The following is an 18,537-nucleotide window of genomic DNA, read 5'->3' as shown; positions in this document are numbered from 1 at the left end:
AATTTGATTCAATTTGTAAAAAATTATAAGCCCCACAGGATTTCATTGAGGCTTATAATTTTAAATTTAAATATAAATTTAATTTACCATATTGAGTGATCGCTTTTCCAGTGCAAGTACAGCTTCCTTTATGGCTTCTCCCACCGTTGGATGTGCATGTATGGTAGTGATTATTTCATCCGCAGTGGCTTCAAGTCTTAGTGCAAGGGCTCCTTCAGTTATGAGATCCGTAGCTCTGGGTGAAGCAATATGAACGCCGAGTATCTCCTTGGTTTCCTTATCTGCAATTATTTTTATGATTCCACCGGTATCACCTGATATCATCGCCTTTCCGTTGGCGGACATAGGGAAAATACCCACCCTGTAGTCTATTCCCTTTTCCTTCGCCTTTTCCTCTGTGATTCCAACGGAGGCTATTTCAGGTTTTGTATACACGCAGGCAGGTACGGTTTTATAATCCATTGATACAGTTTTCCCGGATACATTCTCCGCAGCCACAACTCCCTGCTCCGAAGCAACATGGGCAAGCATATTTTTACCTGTACAGTCTCCTATCGCATATATATTTCCAAGGTTTGTCCTCATCTGATCATCCACACATATATGCCCTTTTTCAGTTTTGATTCCAATTTTCTCTGCTCCCAGTCCTTCTAAATTAGAACGTCTTCCAATAGCTACCAGTACCTTGTCTGCTTCAACACTCAAGTTTTCATTTTCTCTCATAAAACCAACTTCAAGATTTTCACCGATATTTTTTATTCCGGTCACTCTGCACCCTGTATTTATGCTGACACCTTCAGCCGACAGTTTTTTCGAGATTATATCCGATATCTGCCTGTCTATAGGTGGAAGTATAAAAGGCAGCATTTCCAGAATAGTTACCTTGCTTCCAAGAGAACTGAACAGAGTTGCAAATTCGATTCCTATCACCCCGCCACCTATAATTGCAATTGATTCCGGTATTGATTCCAGATTCAAAGCTCCCGTACTGTCCACTACTCCATCCAGCTCAACACCTGGTATGGTTGGTATGAAAGGCACTGAACCCGTCGAAATTATTGCATCGTCAAAATCAATATTCTCCATACTGCCATCTCTTTTTACGATTGAAACGGAATTCTGAGATTCAAAGGCGGCAGTCCCTTCAATTACGTTTACTTTGTTTGCAGCCAGAAGACCTTTTACACCTGAAACAAGTCTTTTAACTATTTTTGCCTTTCTATTCTGGACTCTGTTCCAGTTTATGCTTGCGGACTTCACTTCAATCCCAAATTGGCTGCTGTTTTTAATTTCACTGAACAGTTCTGCTGATTTAAGCAGTGCTTTTGTTGGTATGCAGCCTACATTCAGGCAGGTTCCTCCAAGCTTCTCCTTTTCAACAAGAGTTACCTTGTTTCCAAGCTGCGCTGCACGTATCGCAGCTATATAACCTCCAGGTCCGCCTCCTATTACAACTACCTTTTTGCATACAGCACCATGGCTGTTCTGCTTTCCTTCACCGCTTTGTTCAATCTCCGACTTCTTGCCAGTTTTTTCATTGCATTCTCCCAGAAGATTTGAAATATCTTCATCTCTACCTGCAATTATAGCCACCGGGGCAAGGCAATTTGCGGACTCTCCCTCTTCTACAAGTATTTTTCTGAGTACGCCGCTCTCCTTAGCCTCAACTTCATTGGTAAGTTTGTCAGTGGTTACATCAAATAGGATTTCCCCTTTTTTGACTTCATCTCCTTCTTTTTTGTGCCAGGTTTCTATTTCACCTTCTGTCATTGTCAAACCCAGCTTTGGCATTACCTCTATGCAGCTCATTAAAAATCCCTCCCAGATCAAATTTTATAAAAGCATCAATTCAGGTTTTTCCATATATTCTTTAATTTTTTTCAGGAACCTGGCCGCATAAGCACCGTCTATAGCCCTGTGGTCTGCTGTAAGAGACAGCTTGAGAAGAGGTTTTACAACTATTTTTCCATCCTCTGCTACAGGAGTTTCCACTATTCTATTGACACCGAGAATAGCAACCTCTGGCTGATTTATAATAGGAGAAAAACTATCTATGCCAAACATTCCAAGATTTGTTATAGTAAAAGTGCCTCCTGTCATATCATCAGGACTTAAACGGTTTTCCTTTGCCTTCCTGACAAGTTCTCCAAGTTGAAGTGTTATCTCTTTAAGACCCTTTATATCCGAATCCTTCACTACAGGAACTATCAATCCTTCATCCAGTGCAACAGCTATTCCCATATTCACATAGTTTTTCAGTATAAATTTATTTCCGGATACGGAACAGTTTACAAGCGGGAACTGTTTCAACGCAGTGGAAACCATTTTTATTAGGAAATCAGTATAGGTTATTTTAATGGTATCCTTCAACCGATCTTTGAACCTCTTGAGTTCTGAAACATCAACAGTAATATCATAGGTCACAGTAGGTGATATCTTAGTGCTTTCACTCATTCTTGCAGCAATCACCTTTCTCATAGGTGACATGTCTATTACCTTTTCATCACGGCTCTCAACTTCTGTCTGTGATTTACGTTCAAGCTTCTCCTCAGGTGTTTTTGCAACTGTCTCAATTTTCCCTGCAGCCTTCAGTACGTCCTCCTTCATTATTCTTCCCTGTTTCTTTATACTATTTAAATCCACATTTAGTTTTTGGGCAAGCTTTGAGGCAGCTGGTGACACCTTTATTCTATTGTTTTCAATATATCCTTCCACATCTTTCCTTATTATTCTTCCAAGTGGACCTGTGCCGGTCATTGCTTCATAGTCCACTCCATTTTGTATTGCAATTTTTCTGGCAAGGGGCGATATTCTTATCCTGCCCTCTCTTTTTACAGGAATGCTCCTTTTCAAATGCTGTTCATTTTCATCTCCGCTTACATGCATTTCTACAGGAATGACTTTTCCAAACTCTCCAAGCAGATGTGAAATATCCTCTCCTTCATCTGCAATTATAGCCACCGGGGCAAGACAATTTGCGGACTCCCCCTCTTCTACAAGTATTTTCCTGAGTACGCCGCTCTCCTTAGCCTCAACTTCGTTGGTAAGTTTGTCGGTGGTTACATCAAACAGGATTTCCCCTTTTTTGACTTCATCACCTTCTTTTTTATGCCAGGCTTCTATTTCACCTTCTGTCATGGTCAAGCCAAGCTTCGGCATTACTTCTATACAGCTCATCAAATCACCTCCCAGATCCATAATATTTTAAAACGTTTTTTTGACAGCTTCGACTATTTTACCAGCATTGGGGATTATATAGCTTTCAAGTTTAGGTGAGAAAGGTATGGGAACATCAAAACTTCCTATTCTCACTACAGGTGCATCCAGATAGTCAAATATTTCTTCGCTTATGACCGCCGAAATTTCTCCCCCGTATCCTCCTCTTTTAGTTTCCTCAGTAACAACAACCGCCCTGTTGGTCTTTTTTATTGAGTCAAATACAGTTTCCCTGTCAAAAGGATATAGTGATCTCGGGTCTATCACTTCAGCCTCTATACCTTCCTTTGAAAGCTTATCCGCAGCAGACAGTGCCTCATGCACCATTCTTCCAGTTGCAATTATTGTAACATCCTTTCCCTCTCTCTTTACATCAGCACGTCCAAATGGTATAGGTACAGGGTTTTCATCAATTTCACCCTTCTTAGCATAGAGAACCTTGTGTTCTATAAATATTACAGGGTTTTCATCTTCTATTGCAGTCAGCATAAGTCCATAGGCATCCTTTGCAGTTGAAGGATAGACCACTTTGAGTCCGGGCACATGTGTAACCCAGGCTTCCAGTGACTGTGAATGCTGTGCAGCCGCCTGAGTTCCGGCACCGCATGGTACTCTTACCACCATGGGCAGTTTTATTTTTCCACCAAACATATATCTCATTTTTGCCGCCTGGTTTACAAGCATATCCATTCCTACAGTAAGGAAATCTATAAACATCAATTCTGCAATAGGTTTGAGTCCAGTTGCCGCTGCTCCAATAGCACACCCTACAATGGCACCCTCTGAAATAGGAGTATCTCTCACCCTCATCTCTCCGAATTCATCGTGCATTCCTTTACTTACACCAAAGCATCCTCCAAAGGGCCCCACGTCTTCGCCAAAGAGCAGTACATTCTTGTCCTCCCGCATTTTAGCTGACATGGCATCCTTTATGGCCTGGGAATAAGTTATTTTTTTCATATTAATCAACCCCCTCTTTAATATCGGTGTATACGTCTTCAAATACTGAATCCAATTCCGGCTCAGGACTTTTCATGGCAAAATCAACAGCTTCCTTTATCTCATTGTCCACAGTTTCTTTTATATCCTTCAAGCCATTTTCATCAATAATCTTGTTGTCCAGAAGATATTTTTCAAATATTGGAATAGGGTCCTTCTTTATCCATGCTTCCTGCTCTTCTTTAGGTTTGTATGGAGCAGGATCTCCTTCAAAATGTCCTCTCTGCCTGTAGGTCTTGCATTCTATAAGAGTAGGTCCTTTCCCGGCTCTGGCTCTTTCCACAGCTTCCCTTGAAGCTTTGTACACCGCAATCGGATCATTTCCATCAACTACAACCCCGGGTATGCCATAGGCCTTTGCCCTGTCAGCTACATTTTTTATATTCTGATGCCTTTTCTGGCTTACGGATATTCCATATCCATTGTTTTCACATACATATACAATAGGAAGCTTCCAAACACTGGCCAGATTCAAGGATTCATGGAAAGTGCCCTGATTTGTGGATGCATCTCCGAAAAAGCATACGCATACCTGGTCCGTTCCCCTGTACTGGGCACTCATCCCCGCTCCAAGGGCTATATCATGCCCTGCACCTACTATACCATTTGCTCCAAGTATACCTTTTGTTGCATCTGCAATGTGCATTGATCCGCCTTTTCCCTTGCAGTATCCTGTAGACCTTCCGAAAAGTTCCGCAGTCATATATTTTAACTCCCCGCCCTTGGCAATTATGTGACCATGTCCCCTGTGAGTACTTGTTATATAATCTGAATCCGTAAGATTTTCACAAACTCCAGAAGCTACAGCTTCCTCACCTATATACAGATGAACAAAACCAGGAATTTTTCCTTCTGCAAAACTATCCTTCGCCATATTTTCGAATGCCCTTATCTTAAGCATCTTGCTGTAGATATCCAGCAGAGTAGCAGCTTCTATAATATTCCCTTCTTTTAACTGTTCCAAAACAATCACCCCTGATCAATATTTATTTTTATTTACACCTATATATTGAGCAATATTCATGCCAATCAAAAAAGGCCCTTAAATGGCCTTTTGGGGATTAAATTTTCTATTTTGGGATACCATATTGAAAAAACGTTTTCAATATGGGAAAAGATTCCCGACAGGGAACCTCTTTTTATCTTATTTCTACTTCAAGATTATATTTTTTTATTTTCCTGTATAAAGTTGATTTTCCCATATTTATCATTCTGCTGGCATTTACAACATTTCCGCTGCAATATCTAAGTGCCTTTATAATAAGCTGTTTCTCCACTTCATCTACTGTCTGAATTCCAGGTTTGACTTCATCTTCCTGGTATTCACCATCAGTGCTCTTTTCATTTTTTATAATATAGTCGGGAATCAGTTCTTTGGTTATAACACCATCCTTGGACATATAATATGCCCTCTGGACTACATTTTCAATTTCCCTTACATTACCCGGCCACCTGTAATTCTTGACAATGGTCATGAATTCCTCATCTATATGTTTTATCTTGATTTCATTATTCAAACTAAGTTTGTTCAAAAAAAACTTGATGAACATTTCTATGTCTTCTTTCCTCTCCCTGAGGGGAATCAGATTTATATTAAATACATTCAATCTGAAATACAGATCACTTCTAAAATTTTTCAGTCTCACTTCCTTGAAAAGCTCCCTGTTGGTAGCCGCTATTACCCGTACGTTCAAATTTCTTTCATATTTTCCACCAATTCTTGTCACCATATGGTTGTCAAGCACTCTCAATAGCTTTGGCTGAATTTCCAGAGGAAGCTCGCCAATTTCATCCAAAAATATGGTTCCTCCATTTGCAAGTTCAAATTTACCTGGATTTCCATCTTTCAGCGCTCCTGTAAAAGCTCCTTTTTCATATCCGAACAGCTCGCTTTCTACAAGATCTTTCGGCAGTGCTGAACAATTTATAGCTACAAAAGGTCCCCTGCATCTTTCACTTCCATTGTGAATGGAATGTGCAAACAGTTCCTTTCCAGTACCGCTTTCTCCAGTTATAAGTACGGTACAGTCACTTTTTGAAATTCTCTTTGCATCCTCGATTATATGGAGCATTTTATTATTATTCGTAAGTATGTTCTCAAAATCATATTTTGATGAGAATCCGGCTATCCTGTTTACCACCGTGTGAATGGTATTCGCCTCTTTGACAAGTATTACAAACCCACTGTGTTTTTCATTCATGACAACAGGATTTACGTTTACATTGCATTCTATTCTCCGATTCTTTACATACATGCTGACTTCCCTGTAAGCTATTTTATTGACCCTTCCCCTGTCGCTCATGTCTCTTATTAAATCTTTAAGCAGAGTTTTCATATACAATTTGTACATCTGATTTTTATTGATCCCCAATATTCTGCAAATGTTGTCATTAAAATATTTCAATTTAAAGTCCTTGTCTATAACAAGTATTCCCTCTTTTATTGAATTAAAGGCAACTTCAGTCCATTTTCTGTGTTCAGCCGTTGAAAAACGTTCCTGTATGGTATTTGAAGCTTCAGCCACTATTCCAAGCGTGTGGGTATGGAAATCTCCGTAGCTTCCTGACAAATCAATACAGCCTACTATTTTCCCGCTGCTGTCATGTATGGGAGCGGCAGAACATGTCCATTTATGCTGTCTCCTGCAGTAATGTTCAGCACCCAGTGTCTGAATTGGTTTGTCTAAATATATACACGTGCCAATGGCATTTGTCCCCACATCCTCTTCCTTCCATCTCCTTCCCTCAAGAAAATCAAGATCTCTGTTTTGAGCCATTATCTTTCCATTTCCAAGTATTTTGAGAATTACCGCATTTTCATCAGTCAATATGATGGAGTAGTTTGTGTTCTTTAAAATTTCATACAAATTCAGCATTACAGGCAGACAAATCTCTATGAACTCGTTTTTTCTCTCAAGCACGGACCTGAATTCATCTTCTGAGATAACATTTGCCCCATTATTGTCTTTTCCAACTCCATATTTTTTACATCTCATCCATGAATTTAAAATATCCGGTCTGACATCTTTAGGTATTTCATTATATTCTATGAATCTTGCGCGCTGTTCCTTAATTTTTTCCATATATTTTTCTATATGTTCCATAAAGTATCCCCCCGTATCCACTAAAAAATACCACTCTCATTTTATTATACAATATTTTTAAGTGATATTTGATTGAAATTGAACAAAATATAAGACAGGCATGTCTTAATATACATTACCTGTCTTGAATTATAAATATAGTCTGTCAGCTGTTGATTTCCAAAAGGGTTTTCATTCCATCATAGGCCTTATAGGAGCTTCTTACATAAGGTCCTGAAGCTGCAAACTTAAAACCTTTTCCGAGAGCCGTCTTTCTGTATTCTTCAAACATACCGGGAGAAACATATTCAAAAACCGGAAGATGTTTTTTGGAAGGTCTCAGATACTGGCCTATTGTCAATATATCGCAATCAACCTCCAGAAGATCCTCCATCACCCTTATGACCTGTTCTTTTGTCTCTCCCAGTCCTACCATTATCCCACTCTTTGTATATACGTTTTCATTGAAAGCCTTAACCTGTTTAAGCAGTTCAATGGATCTTTTATAATTTCCCATGGGCTTTACCTTGTCGTATAAGGCTTCTACAGTTTCCACATTGTGATTGAGTATATCCGGTTTTGCATCAATTATTTTTTTCAGTACCCCCCAGTTGCCTCTCAAATCCGGTATCAGGAGCTCAATTGTGGATTGTGGATTTTCCTTCCTAATTTCTCTTATAATCTTGACAAAATGATCTGCTCCTCCATCTTCAAGATCATCTCTGGTAACAGAGGTTATAACCGTATGCTTGAGTCCGAGTTTTCTGCTGGCAATTGCCACATTTTTAGGTTCTTCCGGATCAAGAGGTGAAGGACGCCCTTTTTCCACTGCACAAAATCTGCAGTTTCTCGTGCATATATCTCCCATGACCATAAAAGTGGCCGTTTTATTCCTGAAGCATTTTCCCATATTGGGACAAATTGCACTTTCACAAACCGTATGAAGTGAAAGATCCCTTAACATATTCTCCATATTCTCCAGTATCTTTTCATCAGGTGCCTTCATCTTAAGCCATTCCGGTCTTTTTGCCAATACAATCACTCCCTTTATACAAATTATCCATATTCTGTACTTGTATCAATTCTGTTTGAAATACTTCCTTGAAGTTTTTTTTGATGATTTCCAAAACTCTTTCAAAACTTATATCTTCTACAAAATCATCCATGGAACATATTCCAAACTCTCTTATGCCGCAGGGTACTATCAATCCAAAATGTTCTCTGTTCACGGAAATATTCAGTGCAAAACCATGTTTTGTTATCCATTTTCTAATCCCTACTCCGATTGCCGCTATTTTTCTGTCACCTGCCCATACCCCTGTATATTTTGGCTTTATTCCGGCATTTATTCCACATTCCCTTACCGTATTTATGAGAACATTTTCAAGTTTTCTCAAATACAGATGTGCATCCTTCTGGAAACTGTTCAAGTTCAGTATGGGATATCCAACAAGCTGGCCCGGACCATGATAGGTTATATTTCCTCCTCTTGAAGTGTGGTACAGTTCAATTCCTCTATCACTCAGTTCTTCTCTTGAAACAAGTATATTTTCATCTCCGCCGCTTTTGCCTATGGTAATTACAGGTTTGTGCTGAAGAAGGAGCAGAATGCCGTCTATATTGTTTTTATTTACAAAATCAAAAGCTTTTTTCTGGATTTGAATACCTTCCTGGTAGCCTATCAATTCCTTAAATTCCACTGCATAACATATTTTCAATTTAAACAAGTCCCTTCGCAAGTATATATTCAAAGTGATCTTTTTAAATATATACAAGCATAATTCATACCAGTGTCCAATCCTTTGAATTTACTTGTTTTACTGCAGTATAAAATCTTTATATGGGAAAGCAGATACCACAATGGGAAAACTGAGTCATGCATTTTATCACATCTTCAATTAAGATACATATTCTAATATATATAATTATATTATGGAGGTAGTATGTGTTCATTTATGTAGTTAAATCCGGTGACTCACTCTGGCAGATATCAAATCGGTATGGTATTCGAGCAGAGGAAATAATTCAGGCAAACGGACTTGAATATCCCGATAGCCTGCTTGTTGGACAATCTCTTATAATTCCCACGGAGAACAATACTCACACAGTAAGGCCGGGAGAATCCCTATGGCAGATTTCGAAAAACTATGGAATCACACTTCAACAGCTTGTAGACGCAAACGGAATTCAAAATCCGGCTTTGGTATATCCCGGCACCGTACTTGTCATCCCAAGGGAAAGACCGAATATATACGTGAACGGATATATCTATGACTTTACTGAAAATTCTACAGCTATAGTAAGAGAGGCAGGAGATTACCTGACCTACCTAAGTCCATTTGCATATAGGATAAGGGAAGATGGTACATTGGAACCTATAGACGATTCTGCACTGATAAATGCTGCATATGATTCCAGAGTTGTACCTATGATGGCAATAACAAACTTTACCTCTACGGAATTGGGACATAATCTGGCACACGTTGTCCTGTCAGACGCCAGCACAAGAGAGACCCTCATCACCAACATAATAGATACAATGAAAGATAAAGGATATCTCGGCGTAAATATAGATTTTGAAAATGTACTGCCCTCTGACAGGGAAAATTACAATCAATTTCTTGAATCTGCAGTTCAAAGACTTCATGCAGAAAACTTTTTTGTATCCACCGCACTGGCTCCCAAAACTGGTCCGGGACAGCAGGGCTTGTTATACGAAGCCCATGATTATGAAGCCCATGGAAGAATCGTTGACTTCGTAATACTCATGACCTATGAATGGGGTTACAGACTTGGACCGCCACAGGCAATTTCACCTTTGAACAGGATAAAGGAAGTACTTGACTATGCCGTCACCGTCATACCCCGCGACAAAATACTATTCGGATTCCAATTATATGCCAGGGATTGGATCATTCCCCATGTACAGGGTATGGAAGCCGAAACCTTCAGCATGCAGGAGGCTATATCAAGAGCTGTAAGATATGGTGCAGCTATAAACTTTGATCTGTTCAGCCAGACACCTTTCTACAGATATACGGACAGTCAGGGAAGACATCACGAAGTATGGTTTGAAGATGCAAGAAGCGCCCAGGCCAAATTCGACATGGTCAAGGACTATAATTTGAAAGGCATAAGCTACTGGTCACTTGGTTTTCCTTTCCCGCAGAACTGGACTCTGCTGGAAGACAATTTCAATATTGTAAAACTCCTGTAAAAAGGTATGGTCTTCATGGCTATACCTTTTTATAGGAGCACATGTTATAATAATATCATGTATAACAACTATGTAATTGGAGATATATAACATGAGTTTGAAAGAAAAACTGAAAGAACTTCCTTCCTCACCCGGAGTTTACCTTATGAGAGATTCTCTTAAAAGTATTATCTATGTAGGTAAATCCAAAAATCTAAAAAATAGAGTTTCATCCTATTTCCAGAACTCAAAATCACATTCTCCAAAAGTTATAAAACTGGTAAAAAATTTAAAAGATTTCAGCTGTATATATACTGATACGGAATTCGAAGCTTTAATGCTTGAATGTAAATTGATAAAAGCAATTAATCCTTTATATAACAGACAGATGAAAAATCCAAAGTCCTATTGTTATATAAAAATAACCACCAGTGAAGAATATCCTAAAATCGACATTTCAAGTGAATATTTAAAAGATGACAAAAATATTTATTTTGGACCTTATACAAGTACAAATACGATAAGAAATGCCCTGCAGGGTTTGAAAGAATATTATAAGATATCATGCAATACCGGATTCCGGAGAAATTCATCCTGTTTGAATTATTCTCTTGGACTGTGCAGGGGAATATGCCTGAATAAACTATCAAGAAAAAATTACTTGAATTTAATAACAAAGATAACAGGAATTTTAAAAGGGGCCGACAAGAGTATACTTGAAGAACTGAAATACAAAATGAACATGTATTCACAAAAATTTGATTTTGAAAATGCCGCCAAATACAGAGACTATATTGCTTCAATAGGGTACACAATCAACAGATACAAAATTATAAAATTTGCAAGATGCAATAAAAATATCGTACTACTGGAGCACTTGGGACATGGTGTTGTCAAATTCTTTCTCATTAAAGGCAACAAGGTGCCTTTTAGTAAAAAATATGAGTTGAAAAATTTTGCCCTTAAAAAACTAAAATCTGATCTCAAGTCCAAGATCCTATTATATTTTAATGCCAGGAGCCAGGAAAAGCCAATATACATAGACAAATATGAAATAGACGAATTTCAAATAATCTATACTTATCTGAAAAATAAATCAAGGAACTGCAGTTACGTGATAATTGCCGAGGATTTACTCGACAATAAAGATAGTGGTATAGACAGTGAACTTGACAAACTATTTTAATACAATTTTAATCTTTATAATGTAAAGTAAATATATACTTTTATATGGGGGAATTTTCTAATGACTTTACTAGAATTTAAAAACGTATCATATATCAGCGATAATAAATACATACTAAAAAATCTATCTTTAGAAATCAATCATAAGGATTTTATATCTATAGTCGGTCCTTCAGGCAGTGGTAAAAGTACTTTTTTCAGATTATGCTCACAGCTTATAAGCCCCACCAGTGGAAATATATTTTATAAAGGTATGTCCTATAACAAATATGACCCAAAAGAATGGAGGAAGCAAATAGCCTATTGCTTTCAAACTCCGTGCTTTTTTGAAAACACTGTTATTGATAATCTAAAATTCCCATTTTCCATAAGGAATAAAGAAGTGAATTTGATTAGAATCAAAGAACTTCTGGAAGAATTTAATATGAGTACAGAATATCTGTCTAGAAAAATAGACACTCTTTCAGGTGGTGAAAAACAGAGAATTTCATTGATCAGATCTTTAATTTTTAGTCCTGAAATTCTCTTATTGGATGAAGCCACGTCAGCACTTGACGAAAAAAATACTTCTACTGTTGAAAATGTAATTAGATCCTTGAACGAAAGAGGAATTACCATTTTATGGATAACCCACAGTCCAGAGCAAAGTAAAAAATATGCAAACAGGATTTTGACAATTGAATGTGGGGAATTAAAATCATTGGAGGACATAAAATGAACGGAACTGAGGACATTAGTATTTATTCCATTTTATTTTCAGTATCACTTGTACTGATTTCCCTTCTATTTTCTTACTGGCAGAAATTAAAACTTGAAAAAGACATAATTATAAGCATAGCAAGGGCTGTAATACAATTACTTGTTGTAGGATATCTGCTGGATTATATATTTGGATTAAAAAATATATTATTCACTACATTTTTATTAATATTTATGATAATAAATGCTTCATATAATTCTGCAAAACGAGGAGGAAGAATAAAGAATATCTTTATTATATCTTTTATATCAATAACCCTCGGGGCATTGATAACATTGACTATTTTATTATGTCTGGGGCTTATAAGATATGAGCCCTATCAGGTTATTCCCATTGCGGGAATGATTGTCAGTAATTCCATGGTAAGCCTTGGACTGAGCTTTAAACAAATAAAGTTGGACTTCAAAAATAATAGAGATGAGGTTGAAACAAAACTTTGCCTTGGAGCAGATATCTATCAATCATCTGAAAATATAATAAAGGATGCTATAAAGGTCGGAATGATCCCCACCATCGATTCAGCTAAAACTCTTGGAATAGTTGCACTCCCGGGTATGATGACCGGGCTTATTCTTGCAGGTACCTCACCTGTCAGTGCCGTAAAATATCAGATGATAGTTACCTTCATGCTGCTTTCTGCTACCTCCATAACTTCTTTTACAGCCTGTTATCTAACTTACAAGAAATTTTTTAACAGCAGAAAACAATTGATTGTAAATGACTAGCTGTCAGGCTGAAAGAATCTCCTTTTCCAGTTAAGTGCTACATTTACAAGACCTATCATTACAGGTACTTCAATCAAAGGTCCTATTACTGCTGTAAAAGCTTCCCCGGACTCTATGCCAAATACGGCAACCGCCACAGCTATAGCAAGCTCAAAATTATTACTGGCAGCAGTAAATGAAAGTGTAGCCGTCTTTTTATAGTCTATACCCGATCTATAGCTTATAAAAAATGAAACTGAAAACATAACTGCAAAATAGACTACAAGTGGTACGGCAATTCTAATTACATCCAAAGGCAACTCTATAATATATTTTCCTTTAAAAGTGAACATTACAACAATAGTGAACAATAATGCTATCAAAGCCAGTGGACTTATTTTGGGAATAAATTTTTTTGTATACCATTCCATACCCATTTTAGGCTCCAGGAGTAACCTGGTCAACATTCCAAGTGCAAAAGGAATACCAAGGTAAACTGCAACGGAAGAAGCTATTTTTCCCATTGAAATGTCCACACTATAACCGGTAAGTCCAAACCAGGTTGGAACTACAGTTATAAATATATAGGCGTATATGGAATAAAATATAACCTGGAATATGGAGTTGAAAGCTACAAGTGCAGCTGCATATTCCGTATCGCCATCTGCAAGACTGTTCCATATTATGACCATGGCAATACACCTGGCAAGGCCAATAAGTATAAGACCTGTCATATATGCAGGATAAGCATGTAAGAATATTATTGCAAGTGCAAACATCAATACAGGTCCTATAATCCAGTTCTGAATAAGTGATAGAGACAATACTCTTGGATTTCTAAATACCTTGCCAAGTTCTTTATAGTTTACTTTTGCAAGGGGTGGATACATCATTACAATAAGCCCTATGGCAATTGGAATTGATGTAGTGCCAATGGATAAACTGGATAATTCCTTTGATATGCCAGGTACACCCCATCCAAGCAAGATCCCTGCAAACATGGCAAGAAATATCCAAAACGTCAAATAACGATCAAGTAATGATAATTTACTTTTCATATACATTCCTCCTGTTTTCTTTAACCTAACCTAATAACTCAAATAATTTTTCATCCTTAATTTCTTCTGCTTTCCATTCTATTAATGCAAAATTTTCATTGGAAATTTCATTGACTTTGTTTATCCAGGGTATTTCATTGCTTGCTTTGGCCTTGAGTACATTATTCGTAGTATCAGCTGCATACATGCTGGAGTTTACAATCCACCATTTACTTGCAATTCCCGAGCGTTCCAGATCCGCTTCAAGACGCATTGACTCGTAAACTGGAGTATCCTCGGCCAATGTTACGATAATAACTTCTGTATCATTGGCATTTTTGAGTTCAGGTAAAAGATCTTTAACTGATTGGGGTATATTGCCTTCTGAACGTTTAATTTCTCTATTATAGCTTTCTGTAGAATCCAGTAATAACAGCGTATGCCCTGTAGGTGCTGTATCTATAACTACAACTTCATCTTTAGACTTTTCCACTATTTCTGCAAAAGCCCTGAATACAGCTATCTCCTGAGTGCAGGGAGATCTCAAATCTTCTTCAATATATTCTATGTCACTTTCATCCATAGTTTCTGTGGCATTATTTAATACTTCTTTCCTATATTTTTCAAGTTCTTCCTTTTCATCAATATGACTTAATGTAATGCCATAATTTTTGTCTAAAACAAATTTTAAATGTGCTGCTGGATCAGTAGTAGTCAAATGAACCTTTTTGCCTCTTTTTGAAAGTCCAAGAGCAATGGCAGCTGCAACTGTCGTTTTACCTACTCCGCCTTTTCCCATAGTAAATATTACTTTTTTATCATTATTATACAGATCATCAACTATATCTTTCAACTTATTTATTCTTTTTACGTTTAGTTTTGTATTTTTATACTCAGTATTATCTTTTTTTAAAAATGCCCTTATATTTTTGATCCCCATTACGTTGTATGGCCTAAGTGGTATTTCATAAGTTTCAATAGATTTTATACTTTCAGGCAATTTATTTAAAGCATTTTTCTGCTTTAAATAAATTGCATTTGAAATATTATCATCATGAACTTCAAGTACGCCATTTATAATCAATATCTGATTATTTATGCCTATGTCTCTTAATTCTTTAGATGCTCTTTCTGCTTCTTTAAGAGGCGTAATTTGAGGTCTTGATACAAGAACAAGAGTAGTTCTTGATCCATCTGATAAAGTTTCAACTGCATTTTTATATAATGATTTTTTATCTTCAAGTCCTGACAACTGCCCTAAACATGAAGCTCCATGAGTGCTTTCTCCTATAAAATTACTCCAGGCCGAAGGAAGCTGGAGCATCCTCAGTGTATGCCCTGTAGGGGCTGTATCAAATATTATATGATCAAATTTTTCTTCAATTTTTTCATCAGTAATAAAGGTTGAAAATTCATTAAAAGCAGCTATTTCCACAGTACAAGAACCCGAAAGCTGTTCTTTCATATTTTTAATGGCTGTTTCTGGAAGTTTGCCTTTATATGGAGCTACTACACTTTCCCTGTACTCTGCAGCAGCTTTTTCAGGATTTAGGTTTGCTACTGTCAAATTTGGTACGCCTTTAATTTCAACTCCCTTATTATCGAGATCCGTGCCGAACACATCCTGTAAATTGGAAGCTGGATCTGTACTGATAAGCATAATTTTTTCACCTCGATCTGCAAGGGCAACAGCAGTGGCGCAAGCAGCAGAAGTCTTGCCTACGCCTCCTTTACCTGTAAAAAACAAATATTTAGTTAAATGTATACTGTCAGGGTTAAATCTTTTAACCATCAGCAGCACCTTCCTCCGCAATCACAGCCTTTAGATTTTACCTTAAGTCCAGTTTTTAAATAATCTTCCGATATACCCAGCAATTCGCAAAATTCCTTATTTGTTGGATATGCCTTTGTCTTTACTATTACACCCTCCACCATAGTTACTGGAAGTATTTCTGTACCTTCTTTATTCAATGCCTCATTAATCGTTTTGTTGTCTACAAATATTTGGGGATTGCCAGTCAAATTGTACCTTCCAACCAATATACCTTTTTTTTGAAGTGTATTAATAACAGTAGAAACCCTTAATAACTCCGGATCTATAGAAGGTCTGCATACTCCTGTAGAACAGCACATTGCCGGATCAAAAATTATCATTTTTTTCATATAAATCTCTCCTTATAATATAATTTATTTTCATTGTCAGTTCCACATTCACTACCGCCCTGTCCTTTGCAGATACACTCCTCAGTGTCTGTTATAATATTCATGAGGAACAGCAATAGCTTATTTGCATTAGTATTATCCAAGGAATAGTGACTCCAGATTCCTTCTTTTCTACATTTAACAAGTTTACAATCCATGAGCACTTTCATATGGTGAGATAGCGTAGGCTGCGTAAAATCAAAATATTCCAGTAAATCACAGGCACATTTTTCACCACAGGAAAGTATGTCAATGATTTTTAATCTGTTTTGATCAGACAGAGCCTTGAATATTTTTGCATTCAATTCATAATCTAAATTCATAAAAACACCTCTTGTATAAATTTCAATTTTGAGTCCTGTAATTTTTATATCCGCCCGAAAGATTATATACTTTCTTGAAACCATTGTTAATCAATATATTCTGCGCTGCATTTCCTGTTACACCTTTATTACAATAGGTTACAAATGTATTGTTCTTATCTAAATGCTTGATTTCAGTCCTGAGTTCTGAATGAGGTATATTTACAGCACCTTCTATATGGTCTTCCTCATATTGCTTATTTATTCTGGCATCTATTACTGTAACATTTTCTTCATTTTTTTTAAGTTCATTAAGCTTTTTCACTGTTATGAGTTTCCTTCCTCTATTTATCTCATTATCCAAAATCATCCCCGTATACATTACAGGATCTTTTGTAGTGGAAAAAGGCGGAGCATAAGCTAAATCCAGATGAAATAAATCACTTGCCTTTGCTCCAAAGCTTATTGCCGTGACAAATACATCAATTCTCTTATCCACTCCAGTGTATCCCACTATCTGTGCTCCCAACAATTTTCCTGTATTCCTGTCGGCAACGGCTTTGATAATCATCTCTTTTCCATGGTAGTACTGCGGCTTATCCATTTTAATATTATGACAGACTACCGTATCAAAGCCTTCATTCTGCGCCTCTTTTTCTGTAAGCCCTGTTTGTGCAACAGTCATATCAAAAGCTTTGAAAATCCCCGTACCAAGAATACCTCTAAATTCAAGATTGCCGCCAGTGAGTTGATCTCCTGCTATTCTTCCCATTTTATTTGCAGTTGAACCAAGCGGCCTATATAAAGGCTTTTTATTTATGGCAGAAAAGCTCTCGGCACAGTCGCCGCAGGCATATATATACTCTATATTTGTCATCATTTTTTCATCTACTCTTATTGATCCCCTAACTCCAAGTTCTATGCCTGCTTTTTCAGCAATTTCAACATTAGGCTTCACACCAATTGCCATTATAACAAAATCAGTTCTTAAGACTCTGCCGCTTTCCAACACCACTTCACCGACCAAATTTTTTCCTCTCAATTCTGCTGCCGAATCCCCTAGAATCAAATTGATATCTTTGCTTCTCAGATACTTTTCAACATATATGGACATATCACTATCAAGTCCCGGACCAACTTGATTCAGGCGTTCCACAAGGGTCACCTCAATACCAAGCCTGCCTAAATTTTCTGCCATTTCAAGCCCAATAAATCCTGTCCCCACTATCAATGCAAATTTAGGCTTATTATTTAAAATGTATGTCTTTATTTTATCCGCCTGCTGAACATTTCTTAAATAAAATACATTCTCTTTCTCTGCACCTTCTATATTCGGAACTATAGGTTTTGCCCCGGTTGCAACAACTAATTTATCATAGCTTTCATCAAATACATCATCGGTCTCCAGATTCTTAATAGTTAAAATCCTATCTTCAGCATTTATTCTTAGGACTTCATGTCTTCTGAATACATCCACATTATATTTTTTCTTGAAGAATTCTGTATTTCTCGGAGTTAAATCACCTCTATTCTGTATTTCCTCACCTATGTAATATGGTAATCCACATCCTGAATATGATATATCATAATCCATATCATATACTTTTATTTCTGCATCTTCATCATTTCTTCTTGCCTTTGCTGCCGCAGATGTTCCGCCGGCCACAGCACCTATTATAATAATTTTCATAATATCCCTCCTTGTATAGATAATAGTCTACGTCTAACAATATAGACTATTATCTATGTAGTGTCAATATAATTATTTAATCATGTAATCTATATGTAGTTATATATATGTATATCTATATACCAGATAACCCATAGCCATACTGGTAAAAATAAAAATTACT

General features: G+C 37.1%; 16 protein-coding genes. 4 read left to right on the top strand and 12 right to left on the bottom strand.

The annotated features are described in order from the left end of the window. Positions 1 to 78: 78 nt before the first annotated feature. The 7 genes from lpdA to lipB form a co-directional block, all read right to left on the bottom strand. Positions 79 to 1,809: a dihydrolipoyl dehydrogenase gene (gene lpdA / locus LKE46_RS05120; RefSeq protein WP_291719043.1), complete on the bottom strand. Its 1,731-nt coding sequence runs from the start codon at positions 1,807 to 1,809 to the stop codon at positions 79 to 81. 24 nt (positions 1,810 to 1,833) lie between these two features. After that, the gene (locus tag LKE46_RS05115; RefSeq protein WP_291719042.1) at positions 1,834 to 3,177 is read right to left on the bottom strand and encodes a 2-oxo acid dehydrogenase subunit E2; all 1,344 of its coding nucleotides are present in this window, start codon (positions 3,175 to 3,177) and stop codon (positions 1,834 to 1,836) included. A 27-nt stretch (positions 3,178 to 3,204) separates the two neighbouring features. Continuing rightward, positions 3,205 to 4,176 (bottom strand): alpha-ketoacid dehydrogenase subunit beta, encoded by a 972-nt coding sequence (locus LKE46_RS05110; protein WP_291719040.1) that lies wholly within the window; start codon positions 4,174 to 4,176, stop codon positions 3,205 to 3,207. Between the two features lies 1 nt (position 4,177). After that, positions 4,178 to 5,116 carry a thiamine pyrophosphate-dependent dehydrogenase E1 component subunit alpha gene (locus LKE46_RS05105; RefSeq protein WP_434735209.1) on the bottom strand — a complete coding sequence of 313 codons (939 nt, stop codon included), beginning with the start codon at positions 5,114 to 5,116 and terminating at the stop codon, positions 4,178 to 4,180. A gap of 238 nt (positions 5,117 to 5,354) precedes the next feature. Beyond that, complete coding sequence (locus tag LKE46_RS05100) at positions 5,355 to 7,319, bottom strand: sigma-54-dependent Fis family transcriptional regulator (RefSeq protein WP_291719036.1); 1,965 nt, start codon at positions 7,317 to 7,319, stop codon at positions 5,355 to 5,357. 145 nt (positions 7,320 to 7,464) lie between these two features. Beyond that, positions 7,465 to 8,331 carry a lipoyl synthase gene (gene lipA / locus LKE46_RS05095; RefSeq protein ID WP_291719034.1) on the bottom strand — a complete coding sequence of 289 codons (867 nt, stop codon included), beginning with the start codon at positions 8,329 to 8,331 and terminating at the stop codon, positions 7,465 to 7,467. Next, the gene (gene lipB, locus LKE46_RS05090; RefSeq protein WP_291719032.1) at positions 8,306 to 9,049 is read right to left on the bottom strand and encodes a lipoyl(octanoyl) transferase LipB; all 744 of its coding nucleotides are present in this window, start codon (positions 9,047 to 9,049) and stop codon (positions 8,306 to 8,308) included. The genes lipA and lipB overlap by 26 nt, the downstream gene beginning before the upstream one ends. Before the next feature lie 194 nt (positions 9,050 to 9,243). Between lipB and LKE46_RS05085 the strand changes: the two genes are divergently transcribed. The 4 genes from LKE46_RS05085 (at position 9,244) to LKE46_RS05070 (ending at position 13,164) form a co-directional block, all read left to right on the top strand. Continuing rightward, positions 9,244 to 10,515, top strand: a complete 1,272-nt coding sequence (locus LKE46_RS05085) for a LysM peptidoglycan-binding domain-containing protein (protein ID WP_291719030.1) — start codon at positions 9,244 to 9,246, stop codon at positions 10,513 to 10,515. Positions 10,516 to 10,606: 91 nt separating this feature from the next. Next, positions 10,607 to 11,680, top strand: coding sequence for a GIY-YIG nuclease family protein (locus LKE46_RS05080; protein ID WP_291719029.1), 1,074 nt, complete (start codon positions 10,607 to 10,609; stop codon positions 11,678 to 11,680). Between the two features lie 60 nt (positions 11,681 to 11,740). Further along, complete coding sequence (locus LKE46_RS05075; protein ID WP_291719027.1) at positions 11,741 to 12,397, top strand: ABC transporter ATP-binding protein; 657 nt, start codon at positions 11,741 to 11,743, stop codon at positions 12,395 to 12,397. Next, complete coding sequence (locus LKE46_RS05070; protein WP_291719025.1) at positions 12,394 to 13,164, top strand: ABC transporter permease; 771 nt, start codon at positions 12,394 to 12,396, stop codon at positions 13,162 to 13,164. Before LKE46_RS05075 ends, LKE46_RS05070 begins: the two co-directional genes overlap by 4 nt. Here the strand turns inward: LKE46_RS05070 and arsB are convergent. Genes arsB through LKE46_RS05045 form a run of 5 tightly spaced genes read right to left on the bottom strand, consistent with a single transcriptional unit; the run spans position 13,161 to position 18,374 of the window. Beyond that, entirely contained in the window at positions 13,161 to 14,201 is a 1,041-nt protein-coding gene (gene arsB / locus LKE46_RS05065) for an ACR3 family arsenite efflux transporter (protein WP_291719023.1), read from the bottom strand. The genes LKE46_RS05070 and arsB overlap by 4 nt on opposite strands. Before the next feature lie 25 nt (positions 14,202 to 14,226). Beyond that, on the bottom strand, positions 14,227 to 15,972 hold the full coding sequence (gene arsA / locus LKE46_RS05060; RefSeq protein WP_291719021.1) for an arsenical pump-driving ATPase: 1,746 nt from the start codon (positions 15,970 to 15,972) through the stop codon (positions 14,227 to 14,229). Beyond that, positions 15,972 to 16,343 (bottom strand): arsenite efflux transporter metallochaperone ArsD, encoded by a 372-nt coding sequence (gene arsD, locus LKE46_RS05055; RefSeq protein ID WP_291719019.1) that lies wholly within the window; start codon positions 16,341 to 16,343, stop codon positions 15,972 to 15,974. The genes arsA and arsD overlap by 1 nt, the downstream gene beginning before the upstream one ends. Beyond that, positions 16,340 to 16,705 (bottom strand): ArsR/SmtB family transcription factor, encoded by a 366-nt coding sequence (locus tag LKE46_RS05050; protein ID WP_291719017.1) that lies wholly within the window; start codon positions 16,703 to 16,705, stop codon positions 16,340 to 16,342. The genes arsD and LKE46_RS05050 overlap by 4 nt, the downstream gene beginning before the upstream one ends. 22 nt (positions 16,706 to 16,727) lie before the next feature. Then, entirely contained in the window at positions 16,728 to 18,374 is a 1,647-nt protein-coding gene (locus LKE46_RS05045) for an FAD-dependent oxidoreductase (protein ID WP_291719015.1), read from the bottom strand. Between the last annotated feature and the right edge of the window lie 163 nt (positions 18,375 to 18,537).

It is taken from the genome of Clostridium sp., assembly GCF_022482905.1.
Classification (GTDB): domain Bacteria; phylum Bacillota; class Clostridia; order Clostridiales; family Clostridiaceae; genus Clostridium_B.
The sequence above is the reverse complement of the archived record's forward strand: the minus strand, read 5'-3'. Positions and strand labels throughout refer to the sequence as shown.

Coding starts and splice junctions, on each gene's coding strand:
- LKE46_RS05045 (WP_291719015.1), bottom strand. CDS start 18,374: ATGAAAATTATTATAATAGGTGCTGTGGCCGGCGGAACATCTGCGGCA.
- LKE46_RS05110 (WP_291719040.1), bottom strand. CDS start 4,176: ATGAAAAAAATAACTTATTCCCAGGCCATAAAGGATGCCATGTCAGCT.
- LKE46_RS05100 (WP_291719036.1), bottom strand. CDS start 7,319: ATGGAACATATAGAAAAATATATGGAAAAAATTAAGGAACAGCGCGCA.
- arsB (WP_291719023.1), bottom strand. CDS start 14,201: ATGAAAAGTAAATTATCATTACTTGATCGTTATTTGACGTTTTGGATA.
- LKE46_RS05115 (WP_291719042.1), bottom strand. CDS start 3,177: ATGAGCTGTATAGAAGTAATGCCGAAGCTTGGCTTGACCATGACAGAA.
- arsA (WP_291719021.1), bottom strand. CDS start 15,972: ATGGTTAAAAGATTTAACCCTGACAGTATACATTTAACTAAATATTTG.
- arsD (WP_291719019.1), bottom strand. CDS start 16,343: ATGAAAAAAATGATAATTTTTGATCCGGCAATGTGCTGTTCTACAGGA.
- LKE46_RS05050 (WP_291719017.1), bottom strand. CDS start 16,705: ATGAATTTAGATTATGAATTGAATGCAAAAATATTCAAGGCTCTGTCT.
- LKE46_RS05075 (WP_291719027.1), top strand. CDS start 11,741: ATGACTTTACTAGAATTTAAAAACGTATCATATATCAGCGATAATAAA.
- LKE46_RS05105 (WP_434735209.1), bottom strand. CDS start 5,116: ATGCTTAAGATAAGGGCATTCGAAAATATGGCGAAGGATAGTTTTGCA.
- lpdA (WP_291719043.1), bottom strand. CDS start 1,809: ATGAGCTGCATAGAGGTAATGCCAAAGCTGGGTTTGACAATGACAGAA.
- LKE46_RS05070 (WP_291719025.1), top strand. CDS start 12,394: ATGAACGGAACTGAGGACATTAGTATTTATTCCATTTTATTTTCAGTA.
- LKE46_RS05080 (WP_291719029.1), top strand. CDS start 10,607: ATGAGTTTGAAAGAAAAACTGAAAGAACTTCCTTCCTCACCCGGAGTT.